The organism is Pseudomonas putida (genome assembly GCF_001976065.1).
Classification (GTDB): Bacteria; Pseudomonadota; Gammaproteobacteria; order Pseudomonadales; family Pseudomonadaceae; genus Aquipseudomonas; species Aquipseudomonas serbica.
On the sequence record NZ_MNAH01000005.1, the window covers coordinates 184233 to 196585 of the forward strand.

The window sequence follows — 12353 nt, forward strand, 5'->3', positions numbered from 1 at the left end:
GAGGCTTTTTTGAAGGTGTCGGGAATACGGCTTTTTATAAAGTCGTAGTGGTGGCCTTTGTTCTCGGCGGCACTTCCTTGTAAATCAGACATCGTGCTTTCAATCCTTGAGCAATGATGGAAGTCACCAGCCTATCTTCCATCGCCCAAAGTAAAAGTCTGAATTCTTGTGGTTAAACCGCTGTTCGTCTGGACGAAACAGCGGAATTTTCCATGCCGAAAATTATTAATTACTACCTTCGTTGCTCAACGCCGTGCCACCTCTACGGGCAGGCACTGTGTATTGCTCCCTGGTTGCAAATAGGGGGTAAGAATCGGCGCCATGCCTTTGAGCACTTGCACCGGCAGTGCGGAAGTGAACTTGAAGGCCTCGGCCGTGCGTCCCGGCACGAAGGCGGTCAGGGTGCCGAAATGGGTGTCACCGATGTAGAACACGAAGGTCGCCGTGCGGTTGATCGACTTCGAACTCAGGATCCGTCCGCCTGAACCGATGGCTTCGATGCGGTTGTCGCCGGTGCCGGTCTTGCCGCCCATGGCCAACGGCTTGCCATCGGGGGTGATGAAACTGCCGGCGACGCGTTTGGCTGTACCGGCGTCCACCACTTGCGACAAGGCTTCGCGCATGGCCGTGGCGACTTCGGAAGGCATCACCCGTTTGCCGACATCCGGGTCGTTGATCAGTTTGGTTTCGTAGGGCGTGTTCGCGGCGAAGTGCAGGCTGTCGATGCGCAGCGTCGGCATGCGCACGCCGTCGTTGAGGATGGTGCCGATCAGCTCTGCCAACGCCGCCGGCCGGTCACCGGAACTGCCGATGGCAGTGGCCAGCGATGGCACCAGGTGATCGAACGGATAGCCGACTTTCTGCCAGCGCTGGTGGATGTCGAGGAAGGCTTCGATCTCCAGGATGGTGCGAATACGGTTGTCCCGGGCGCCCTTGTGACGGCTCTTGAACAGCCAGCTGTAGACTTCCTGGCGTTCGAACTGGCTGGCTTTGACGATGTCCTTGAACGTGGCGTCCGGGTGGGTCAGCAAGTAGCCCATCATCCACAGGTCCAGCGGGTGGACCTTGGCGATGAAGCCCTGGTCGGGCAGGTCGTAGGTGCCGGGCCCATAGGCGAGGTACAGGCGTTCGAGGCGCTCGTCGGTGAGCTTCTCTTTGTCGGTGACCTTTTCGCCATTGAGGTGCGAACGCACAAAGTTGTTGAAACTTTGCTGGCTGGCGTTCGGCAACAGGTAACGGTGCACGGCGGCCAAGCGGATGGGGGTCGGGCGCATGCTGTCGAGGAAAGTCTCGAGCCGCTCCTGGGTGTCCTTGTTCTTGTATTTCTTCCAGAACTTGAGCAGGAACGACGTGCCTTCGCGGTCGGCAAAGGACGCCAGGTATTCCTGGCGTCGGGGGTCACGGTCGTCCTTGAGCAATTCGGCCCGGTTGTTGACGCCGGAATACGTGGTGTAGCGCACCAGGTCGCGCATCAGGCGAATGAACGGCAGGTTGATCGACTCACGCAGGGCATCGCGCAGGGTCGGGTTGCGGCCGTTGTCTTCCTTGCGGAAGTTATTGAACGTGTGCAAACCGCCGCCGGTGAAAAACGCTTCGCCGGGGCTGGCGGAGTACTTGCGATCCAGTGCGGCGCCGAGCATGGGTTGCAGGCTGTGGTCCTTGTTCTGGATCAGGTAATCGACGACCCAGCGGCTCAGGCGATCCTGCTCCGGCACCTCGATTTTCTTCAGTTCCGGGACGCTCATATCGGCATATTTTTCGTGCAACTCGGCAATGATTTGCAGGTAAGTGGTGAGCACGCGCATTTTTGCCGTGGAGCCCAGTTCCAGTTTGCTGCCTTCATTGATATCGAACGGCTGGTCGGTGCTGTCGGTTTGTACCCGCACCCGCGAACCATCCGGTGTCAGTTCGAACAGCGTGAAGCTGTAGCGCACCTGGGTGGTGCTGGTGGGGGTCAGCAAGCGTTCGCCCATCAGGCCGATTTCAGCGGCATAGACCGGGTCGGCCAGGCGCTTGAGGTAGGCGGTGGCCTGGGTTTGCAGTTCGCCCTGCAGGGTGCTGGTGGCCGAGAGGTCGAGCCGGTCCAGATCGTACAGCGGACGATTGAGCAGCCCGGCCAGGCGGCTGCGCGCCACGCTGATGCCCTTGTTGGTTTCGATCGGCTGGATGGTCGGTTGGGTCGCCCAGTCGCGATAGGTCACTTTGCTGGCCAGTGCCGCGGCGGCAAAGGGCGCATCGATCACGCCATTTTGTGCCAGCAGGCGAATGTGGCTGTCGGTGAGGTCGGCCAGTTCATCGCGACCCTTGGTCAGGTAATGGGAAGGGCGGCGCTGGGCAATCATCAAGGACAGCATTTCGCGCAGGGCCAGGCCTTTGTCCGCCAGGCTCTTGGGATCCGTGGCATTGCTCGCCAGGGTTTCGTTGGCCTTGTTGAAGTCGGCGCCGTACCACACGCGCAATCCCTCTGCCATGCCATGGACTTCACCGTGGCCCGGCACCGCCGACAGCGGCACGCTATTGAGGTAGTCGCGCACCACGTTTTGCCGGGCCTTGAGCGTTTGCGGCCCATCCTGGTAGGCGCGCACGGTGGCGGAAACCATCTGGCGAATCTTTTCCCCGCCCGACACGGTCAGCCCGTCGGGTGAGTGCCGATACTTCTCGAGTTGCGTGGCCAGGGTACTGCCCCCCGCCGATTGACCGGGCAGGTGCAGCATCTTGGCGACCTGGGTATAGGCCGCCATGCCGAACCGCGGCCAGTCCACAGCCGGGTTGGCCAGGGGTTGGCGAGGGTCGAGCAAAAAGCGGTTTTCGATGAACAGCAAGCTGTTGACCACCACCGGCGGTATCGCCTCGAAGCTGGAGTAGAGCTGTTGCGGATACTTGTATTGGTACAGAGGGTTGGCGCGGCAATCGGTGATCGACAATCCCGCCTGGATTTTCTCCGCATAGGGCACGAACAGGCCCTTGCTGGTGTAGTCCATCAAGGCGGGGGAAAACCGGGTCTGGGCGGAAATCACGTAATCGCGCTTGAGCAGGCGCGGCAGGAACTCGCCCAGCGAGCTGTAGCCCAGGCGCAGGTCGAAAGGCCCGGCGCCTGGGTAGCGAATCGAATCGGTGGGGCCGGGTTTGAGCTCATAGCTCAGGGTCTTGGCGAACTTGCTGGCTTCCCGGGCTTGAAACCGCGACGTGCGCATTTCCTTGGACGCCGCCAGGCCCAGGACGATCGCAATGATCACCAGCAACAGCCAGAACGCTTTCCAGCCGTGCTTGACGCGACTGCGAGGTGGTTTTTCAGGTGTTGGCGCTTCATCCACAGGTTCAGTCTGGACCACGGTTTTACTCGAATCAGTTTGTTCTAAAGCGCCCATAGTCGATTGATCCATTCACGCGCAGATTTATCGGACTTGTTTGAAGCTTAGTCGGTGGTTGGCGTTGGTGAAAAAATTGTGAGGACTGTAGGAGCCAGCAAGCCGGCTCCTATAGGGATCGATAAAATCGTGTGAATATCAGATAATCCATCTCCGTGAATAGCGGTTTCTCCGAGATTTACGCCTGATTTTTGTGGTTTATAGAGTGAAAATCTCTGACACAAGCTTTTTATACTGCACCCCCCGCTGATCTCGCAGGTTCTGCCCTGCCAGACGGTACTGCCCATGAAGCAGGGCCGGTTACGGGAGGCACTGGCTTATCGGTCAGCGCTTCGCCACTCGGTGGATATATCCAATAACAAGACGAGGTTGTACCCCATGTCCGTAGGCAATCAGTTGCCCCACGGCGAGACCGCTCAAGGCGGCCCGCTCAAACGCGAACTCGGCGAACGGCATATTCGCTTGATGGCGCTCGGTGCCTGTATCGGCGTCGGTCTGTTCCTTGGTTCGGCCAAAGCCATCGAAATGGCCGGCCCGGCCATCATGCTGTCCTACATCATCGGTGGCCTGGCCATCCTGGTGATCATGCGTGCACTGGGCGAAATGGCCGTGCACAACCCGGTCGCCGGCTCGTTCAGCCGCTACGCCCAAGACTACCTCGGCCCGCTGGCGGGCTTCCTCACCGGTTGGAACTACTGGTTCCTGTGGCTGGTGACCTGTGTCGCGGAAATCACTGCCGTGGCGGTGTACATGGGCGTGTGGTTCCCCGATGTGCCGCGCTGGATCTGGGCGCTGGCGGCATTGGTCAGCATGGGTTCGATCAACCTGATCGCGGTGAAAGCCTTCGGTGAATTCGAATTCTGGTTCGCCCTGATCAAGATCGTCACCATCATTGCGATGGTGCTCGGTGGTATCGGCATCATCGCCTTCGGCTTTGGCAACGACGGTGTGGCCCTCGGCATTGCCAATCTCTGGACCCACGGTGGCTTCATGCCGAACGGCGTGCAGGGCGTGTTGATGTCCCTGCAAATGGTCATGTTCGCCTACCTCGGCGTGGAGATGATCGGCCTGACCGCCGGTGAAGCGAAAAACCCGCAAAAGACCATTCCCAGCGCCATCGGCTCGGTGTTCTGGCGCATCCTGCTGTTCTACGTTGGCGCGCTGTTCGTGATCCTGTCGATCTACCCGTGGAACGAAATCGGCACCCAGGGCAGCCCGTTCGTGATGACCTTCGAGCGTCTGGGCATCAAGACCGCCGCCGGCATCATCAACTTCGTGGTGATCACGGCGGCGTTGTCGTCCTGCAACGGCGGCATCTTCAGCACCGGGCGCATGCTCTACAGCCTGGCGCAGAACGGCCAGGCCCCGGCCGGTTTCGCCAAGACCTCCAGCAACGGCGTGCCGCGTCGCGCCTTGCTGCTGTCCATTGGTGCCCTGCTATTGGGCGTACTGCTCAACTACCTGGTGCCTGAGAAGGTGTTTGTCTGGGTGACGGCCATTGCCACCTTCGGCGCGATCTGGACCTGGGTAATGATCCTGCTGGCCCAGCTCAAGTTCCGCAAAGGCCTGAGCGCCAGCGAGCGTGCCGGCCTCAAGTACCGCATGTGGTTGTTCCCGATCAGCTCTTACCTGGCGCTGGCATTCCTGGTGCTGGTGGTCGGCCTGATGGCGTACTTCCCGGACACCCGCGTGGCGCTGTATGTCGGCCCGGCGTTCCTGGTGCTGCTGACGGTGCTGTTCTACATGTTCAAGCTGCAACCGACCAATGTTTCGCAAGGTGCAGTGAGTTCGGCTTCGTAAGCCGTAACGCCTGAAATGCAATGCCCCGGTCAGTTGATCGGGGCTTTTTTTCACCTACACGGCGGTGACCGCCGACAACGGTCGATTCAAGCGCTTGTTGAATTCCAGCCACGCCCCCAGCAACGCCATCAACCCGGCCCCCACCAACGCGGTGAAGATCTGCATGGCGAATGCATCGTCCGTCAGCGCATTGAGCATGTCCGCCAGGGGCGCCAGCAACACCCCCAGGCAGAAGATCTCCAGGGAAAAACGCCCCATGCGGCAGCTTTGCTGGGCCAGCCAGTTTTGCGTCCAGCCGGTGTCGGGCACCAGTTTCGCGGTGACGTAGGCCAGCGCCAGGAAGTGCAGCAAGCGCACCGGCGACAGGTTGGTCTTGCTGATCGGGTACAGCAGGTTGCTCAGGCTCGCCGGCATCAGGGCGTCGTGGACCTGTGGCCAGCGCCAGGCGACCGTCAGCACCGCGGCGAGTACCGCATACACCGCCGCCGTCATGAACAGCGGCTGGCGCACCAGCGGCCGGGTGTCGGGCACACGTGGACGTTGAGCATGAATCGCCGCCGCGCCGCCAAGGATAAACAGCAGTTGCCAGGCCACAGGGTTGAAGTACCAGACGCCATCCTTGATCGCAGCCAGGTTCCAGCCAAACAGCGGCACGGTCAGGTACAGCGCAAACGATACCGCCACCACCGGCCAGACCTTGCGCACCAGTATCGGCAACACCAGCGGCAAGCCCGCCAGTAACACGATGTACAGCGGCAGCGGGTCCATCAGGTTTGGTTTGAAGCGCAGCAACAGTTCATCGATCAAGGCCTGCTGGGGATCGCTGATGAAGTGGTGCATGCCCATTTCTTCCACCAGGTCGCGGGTTTCCACGTGGCTGTTGGCGAAGAACACAATGCCCATCAGCATCGCCAACAGGAAGATGTGCACCACATAGAGCACCCAGGCGCGGCGCAGGATTTTCACACAGGCGATCAGCAAACCTTCCCGGGCAAGGACTTTGCCGTAGGCCAGGACGGCCGCGAAACCTGCCAGGAACACGAAGACTTCGGCGGCATCGCTGAAGCCGAAATTGCGCAGGGTAATTTGACCCAGAGGATTGTGTGGCACGTGATCCCAGAAAATGAAGATCAGTGCCAGACCGCGAAAAAAATCGATCCGGTGATCGCGCGCTAGCGTCATGACGGCAGGCTCGTTGGTAAACAGGTATTGAACAAAGGATTGGCCGAAAGCGCAAAAAGTTGCGCGCTAACTATTGGCGGCGCGCAGGGTGGACTGATTCGCCGGCAATTGCAAAGGCGGGATATTGCTGGATGTCTCCTGACGTTGGCGCAGACCCTGACCGCTGGTCTGAAAGGTCGTCATACCTGCGATTTCTGACAGTAGACAAGCTCAAATACCTATGTAGGCAGCGTTCTATTGCAGGAGCGTCATGTGAGACTTTCATGCAAGGGCTTGTCCAGCTACAGCGTGATTGGCGTCGCCAATACGCTGATTCACTGGCAGATCTTTTTTCTCTTGAGCGTGGCGTTCGGCTTCACGCAAGCGACCAGCAACCTGGCAGCCTTTTGTGTGGCAGCCTCGTTTTCCTTTTATATGAATGCGCTCTATACCTTCGATGCCAAGGCGTCAGTCGGCGGCTATCTGTTGTTCATGCTGGCGATGGGTGCGCTCAGCCTGGGTGTGGGCCATGCCGGCGATGTCTGGCGGCTGCATGGCTTGCTGACCGTGGCACTGTTTTCTGCGTTGAGCCTGGTGTTCGGCTTCCTGTTTTCCAAGTACGTGGTGTTTCGTGAGCGTGATGTATGAAGGTTTCGCTCATCGTCCCGGTGTTCAACGAAGAACAGGCAATCGATCTGTTTTACCAGGCGGTAAGACGTGAGTTGAAACTCGACGCCATCGAAGTCGAGATCGTGTTTATCAATGACGGCAGTTCCGATGGCACAGCCGAACGGGCGTCAGCCCTGGCGCAGGTGGACGAACAGGTCGTGCTGATCAATTTTTCGCGCAATTTCGGCAAGGAGCCGGCGCTGTTTGCCGGCCTGGAATATGCCAGCGGCGATGCGGTGATTCCGATGGATGTCGACCTGCAGGACCCGATCAGCGTCATTCCGTTATTGATCGAACAATGGCAAAAAGGCGCGGACGTGGTGTTGGCCAAGCGCCGCGACCGCACCGCCGACGGTTATTTGAAACGCCACAGTGCAGCGCTGTTCTACCACCTGTTGAATCGAATTTCCTACACCCGGATCGAAGAGAACGTCGGTGACTTCAGGCTTATGGATCGCAAGGTGGTGGACGTGATTCGCACCTTGCCTGAGCATCAGTTGTTCATGAAGGGCGTGCTGTCCTGGGCGGGTTTCAATACCGTGGTGGTGGAATACGAACGGGCCAGGCGGGTAGTGGGGGACAGCAAGTTCAACGGCTGGAAACTGTGGAACCTGGCGCTGGAAGGCGTGACCTCGTTCAGCACGGTGCCATTGCGGTTATGGACGTACGTCGGGGGGTGTGTGTCGATCTTCGCCGTGCTCTATGCGGTGTACATGGTGCTGGACAAGATGTTCTTCGGTAACAACGTGCCCGGTTACCCTTCGCTGATGACCGCTATCCTGTTTCTCGGCGGCGTGCAGCTGATTGGCATCGGCATTCTCGGTGAGTATGTCGGTCGGATCTACATCGAAGCCAAGCACCGGCCGCGCTATGTGGTCAAGGATATCGTCGGCGGCAAAGACAGGCGCAAACCCTAGCATGAGCAGGTTCAGCGATTTCTTCATCAAGGAACTCACGCGACGTCAGGCCTGGCTGTTTTTTCTGCTCGCGACCCTGGTGTATGTCCTGCCGCTGATCCTGGCGGATTATCCCTACATCGATGACAACTGGCGCGCGCTGGCGGCCGGCATGGCCTGGGCAAAGGAAGGGCGCCTGTTCGCCGAGTTGTTCTACAAGGCCCTGACTTTCAGCAACGGTGCGCCGAACATCTATCCACTGCCGTTATTGATCGCCACCCTGGCCATGTCCTGGGCACTGACCAGCCTGACCTTTCACCACTTCCGCCAACCGACCATCGGCTGCTGCCTGGTGCTGTTGCCGCTCTGGTACAGCCCGTTTTTTCTGCAGAACCTGACCTATCAATACGACGGGCCGGTCATGATCTTGAGTGTGGTGGCGGTGATTTACGCCATCACCTTTCGTCACCCCTCGCGCAGTCTGCAATGGCTGGTGCCGTCCTTCCTGATTGCGCTGGCGCTGGGCCTGTATCAAATCAGCATCAATGTGTTTCTCGGCCTGTGCTGTCTTGAAGTGCTCAGGGCGGTCAATGACAAAGTGGCGTGGCCGCAGTGGGGCAGTCTGATCGGCTGGAGAATCTCCCAATTGTTTCTCGGTGGGCTGATTTACCTTGTCAGTGCCTACCCCTTCATGGGGCAGCGTCGCACGGTGTTGCTGAACTGGGCAGCGCAGCCTTTGCTGCAGATCCACATCAACATCGCGCGAGTACTGGAAAAAGTCGTGCTGCTGTTCCATGGCGGATTTACCTGGCTGGCCGCCGGATTGTTGCTATGTGCCATTGCCGGCGCCGGGTGTTTGGGATTGAAGGTTGTCAAGCGCAAGGACAGCGGGCCAAAGAGACTGTTGATCGGCCTGCTGTGTTTGCTGACCGTACCGGTGGTGGTGTTGTTGGTGTCCGGTGTCGCGCTGTTCTTCCGCGACTTCAACGAAGGCGCCAGGACCTTGATGGGCTTCGCGGTGTTGCTGGTGCTGCTGTTCTATTTGAGTCATCTGGCGCTGGCAACGCTGCACGAACGCTTGCCGCTGCTGTTGCTGATACCGCTGCTGGCCATGTTGTCGTTGTCCTTCGCCTATGGCCGGGTCCTGACGGTGCAGAAATCCTTCGCCACCAGTGCGCTGAACAGCCTTGAACGCGACATCGCCAGCCAGCAACCCTTGCGTGACGCCAAGCGTATCTACATGTCGGTGACTTATTCCGATCACTGGCTGCTGGGGGCGGCGGGTTCGTTCAAACAGATGCCGGTGTTGCATTATCTGCTGAACATCGACTTCTACATGCTGGCGGAAAATCTGCCGAAGGTAGGCATCACCAACGTGGTGGCGGAGAAGGAGCGACGCAACGCGACGCGGGTGGGTTATCAAGGCTACCCGCCGTTGGTGGAGAGCCAGTTCTACCGGATTTACCTGATTGGCGATTATGGGTTCATTGTCATGAAGGAACCCGCCCCGATCAAATCGTTGCGTTGGTGAAAACGCATTGAAGGGGGCGCTTTGAAGCCTAAAAGATCGCTGCCTGCGGCAGCTCCTGCAAGAGTAGGTTCGGGTCAGGCGGCGGCGATTTCATTGGGCTCGAAACTGTCGGCCCGCGCCATCTGCCACATCCGCGAGTAGAACTCGCCATTGATCTCACCGGTCAGCAATTCCCCCGGCTTGAGAAACACATGCAGCTGCGAGAACAACTTGATCTCGGTCGCCGACATGCGTCGCACCAGGTGTTTGGCCGATAGCTGCGATGGGTGTTCAAGGCCCGCGGCGGCGAGCATCTCGGCCAGGCCCTTGAGGGTGTTGCGGTGGAAGTTGTAGACGCGCTGGGCCTTGTCCGGCACCACCAGCGCGCGCTGGCGCAGGGTGTCCTGAGTGGCGACGCCGGTCGGGCATTTGTTGGTGTGGCAACTTTGCGACTGGATGCAACCGATGGCGAACATGAAACCGCGCGCCGAGTTGGCCCAGTCGGCACCGATGGCCAGCACGCTGGCGATATCGAACGCGCTGACGATCTTGCCGCTGGCGCCGAGCTTGATCTTGTCCCGCAGGTTCAATCCAATCAGGGTGTTGTGCACGAACAACAGGCCTTCGCGCATCGGCACGCCGATGTGGTCGGTGAACTCCACGGGCGCGGCGCCGGTGCCGCCTTCCTTGCCGTCTACAACGATGAAGTCCGGCAAAATGCCGGTTTCCAGCATGGCCTTGGCGATGCCCATGAACTCCCACGGATGCCCCAGGCAAAACTTGAAGCCCACCGGTTTGCCGCCGGACAACTCACGCAATTGCTGGATGAAATGCATCATCTCGATCGGCGTTGAAAACGCGCTGTGGCGTGACGGCGAGATGCAGTCTTCGCCCATCAGGATGCCCCGTGTATCGGCAATTTCCTGGGTGACCTTGTGCTTGGGCAGGATCCCTCCGTGACCTGGCTTTGCGCCCTGGCTCATCTTGATTTCGATCATCCGCACCTGAGGCGTTCGGGCCTGCGCGGCGAAACGCTCCGGGTCGAAGCGGCCATCGCTGGTGCGACAGCCGAAGTAGCCACTGCCCAGCTCCCAGGTCAGGTCGCCACCGTGTTCGCGGTGATAGGGGCTGATGCTGCCTTCGCCGGTGTCATGGGCGAAGTTGCCGAGCCTGGCGCCCTGGTTCAACGCGCGGATGGCGTTGGCGCTGAGCGAGCCGAAGCTCATGGCCGAGATGTTGAACACTGACGCGCTATACGGCTGGGTGCACTGCGGGCCACCAACCGTGACCCGGAAACCGCTCGGGTCGCTCAAGGGCGCCGGGCGCATCGAGTGGCCGATGAATTCGAAACCCGACTGATACACGTCGATCAAGGTGCCGAACGGTTTGTCGGCGCTTTCATTCTTGGCCCGGGAGTAAACCAGCGAGCGCTGGGCCCTGGAAAAGGGCAGCGCGTCGCTGTCGGATTCGAGCAGGTATTGGCGGATTTCCGGGCGAATGGCTTCGACCAGATAGCGAATATTGCCCAGGATCGGATAATTACGGCGCACCGCATGGGGGCTTTGCAGCAGATCAATCAGGCCGATCAGGCTGAGCACCCCGGTGACGGCGGTGATTGGCCAGAGCCAGTCGTGTTCGAGGAAGGGCAGGCTGGCGAGGGTGAAGATCACGCAGACGGCAAAGAAGGCGTAGCGGCTCAGGAGTGACAGGCTCATACGGTTTCCTTGGGTTCGGACTGAAAAAATTTGCGATGCAAAAACCACTGTGGATCGAGCTTGCTCGCGAAAGCGGTGGGTCAGCCAGCATCAATGTTGAATATAATGACCTTTTTGAGTCAAAAGGCCTTTTTCATGTCGACTTTTGCTACCCAACCCTGCGGACTTATTCACATTGCCGCCGCCCTGTTGATCGGTCCCGACGGCCGAACCCTGTTGGTGCGCAAGTGCGGCACCCAGGCGTTCATGCAACCGGGTGGCAAAATCGAGGCCCATGAAAAACCTGCCCATGCGCTGGCCCGGGAGCTGGAAGAAGAGCTGGGCCTGGTCATCGATCCGACGCACGCCACCTTCCTCGGGCAGTTCTCGGCACCCGCCGCCAATGAGCCGGGTTTTGTCGTGCAGGCCGAACTGTTTCTGCTGGCCATCGATGCCGATGTCAACCCGGCCGCCGAGATCGAAGAGGTGATCTGGATGGATCCGGCCACCGACGGTGGCGTCGTTCTGGCGCCATTGACACGGGACCTGATCCTGCCGTTTTATCGAGCTTCGCTGATCGCGACCGCCTGATCATTCACGCCAGGGACTTCGCCTATGATCCCGCTTCAAGACCTGCTGATTTTCGCCGCTGCCGCATTGTTGATGGTGCTGACACCGGGGCCAAACATGATCTACCTGATCTCCCGTTCGATCTGCCAGGGACGCAAGGCCGGGGTGACCTCTTTGCTCGGCGTGGTCGCGGGATTCTTCGTGCATCTGTTCGCCGCCGCGGCCGGGTTGACCGCAGTGTTTTTGGCGGTGCCGATGGCCTATGAAGTGTTGAAGTGGGCCGGCGCGTTGTACCTGTTGTGGCTGGCCTGGCAGGCGGTCAAGCCGGGTGCCCGTTCGCCGTTCGAAGCGCAGCAGTTGCCACCGGACTCGTCGCGCAAGCTGATCACCATGGGCTTTCTGACCAGCGCCCTGAACCCGAAGATTGCGGTGTTCTACCTGTCGGTGTTCCCGCAATTCATCAGCCCCGAGCACGGATCGGTGTTTACTCAAAGCATCGTCCTGGGCCTGACCCAGATCAGCGTCAGTTTCTGCGTGAACCTGATGATCGCCCTGTTCGCGGCGGGTATCGCCTCATGGTTTGTCAGCAATCCGACCTGGCTGGCGATGCAGCGCTATTTCATGGGCTTTGTCTTGTCGGCACTGGCGTTGCGCCTGATGCTCGAGCAAAAACGGATGGCCTGAA

9 protein-coding genes are annotated in these 12353 nt (G+C 59.6%); 6 read left to right on the forward strand and 3 right to left on the reverse strand.

Features of this window, described 5'->3' with window-relative positions; all coding sequences use genetic code 11:
- Positions 1-245: 245 nt before the first annotated feature.
- Positions 246-3368 (reverse strand): transglycosylase domain-containing protein, encoded by a 3123-nt coding sequence (locus BKX96_RS19345; protein ID WP_046818924.1) that lies wholly within the window; start codon positions 3366-3368, stop codon positions 246-248.
- A gap of 378 nt (positions 3369-3746) precedes the next feature.
- Here BKX96_RS19345 and BKX96_RS19350 point away from each other — a divergent pair, with 378 nt between their 5' ends.
- Positions 3747-5168 carry an amino acid permease gene (locus tag BKX96_RS19350; RefSeq protein WP_046818923.1) on the forward strand — a complete coding sequence of 474 codons (1422 nt, stop codon included), beginning with the start codon at positions 3747-3749 and terminating at the stop codon, positions 5166-5168.
- A 54-nt stretch (positions 5169-5222) separates the two neighbouring features.
- Here BKX96_RS19350 and BKX96_RS19355 read toward each other — a convergent pair whose 3' ends face one another.
- Positions 5223-6350 (reverse strand): OpgC family protein, encoded by a 1128-nt coding sequence (locus BKX96_RS19355; protein WP_046818922.1) that lies wholly within the window; start codon positions 6348-6350, stop codon positions 5223-5225.
- Between the two features lie 252 nt (positions 6351-6602).
- Here BKX96_RS19355 and BKX96_RS19360 point away from each other — a divergent pair, with 252 nt between their 5' ends.
- From BKX96_RS19360 to BKX96_RS19370, 3 genes are read left to right on the forward strand one after another with little or no spacing between them, the layout of a single operon-like run.
- Positions 6603-6977: a GtrA family protein gene (locus BKX96_RS19360; RefSeq protein ID WP_046818921.1), complete on the forward strand. Its 375-nt coding sequence runs from the start codon at positions 6603-6605 to the stop codon at positions 6975-6977.
- Positions 6974-7915 carry a glycosyltransferase family 2 protein gene (locus BKX96_RS19365; RefSeq protein WP_046818920.1) on the forward strand — a complete coding sequence of 314 codons (942 nt, stop codon included), beginning with the start codon at positions 6974-6976 and terminating at the stop codon, positions 7913-7915. Before BKX96_RS19360 ends, BKX96_RS19365 begins: the two co-directional genes overlap by 4 nt.
- A 1-nt stretch (position 7916) precedes the next feature.
- Entirely contained in the window at positions 7917-9425 is a 1509-nt protein-coding gene (locus tag BKX96_RS19370) for a glucosyltransferase domain-containing protein (RefSeq protein ID WP_046818919.1), read from the forward strand.
- Positions 9426-9499: 74 nt separating this feature from the next.
- Here the strand turns inward: BKX96_RS19370 and BKX96_RS19375 are convergent, their stop codons facing one another.
- Positions 9500-11119, reverse strand: a complete 1620-nt coding sequence (locus BKX96_RS19375; protein WP_077185229.1) for an FMN-binding glutamate synthase family protein — start codon at positions 11117-11119, stop codon at positions 9500-9502.
- A 135-nt stretch (positions 11120-11254) separates the two neighbouring features.
- Here BKX96_RS19375 and BKX96_RS19380 point away from each other — a divergent pair, with 135 nt between their 5' ends.
- Positions 11255-11689, forward strand: a complete 435-nt coding sequence (locus tag BKX96_RS19380) for an NUDIX hydrolase (RefSeq protein WP_077185304.1) — start codon at positions 11255-11257, stop codon at positions 11687-11689.
- A 24-nt stretch (positions 11690-11713) separates the two neighbouring features.
- A complete protein-coding gene (locus tag BKX96_RS19385; RefSeq protein WP_046818917.1) occupies positions 11714-12352 on the forward strand; it encodes a LysE family translocator in 639 nt (212 codons plus the stop codon).
- The last annotated feature ends 1 nt before the right edge of the window (position 12353 follow it).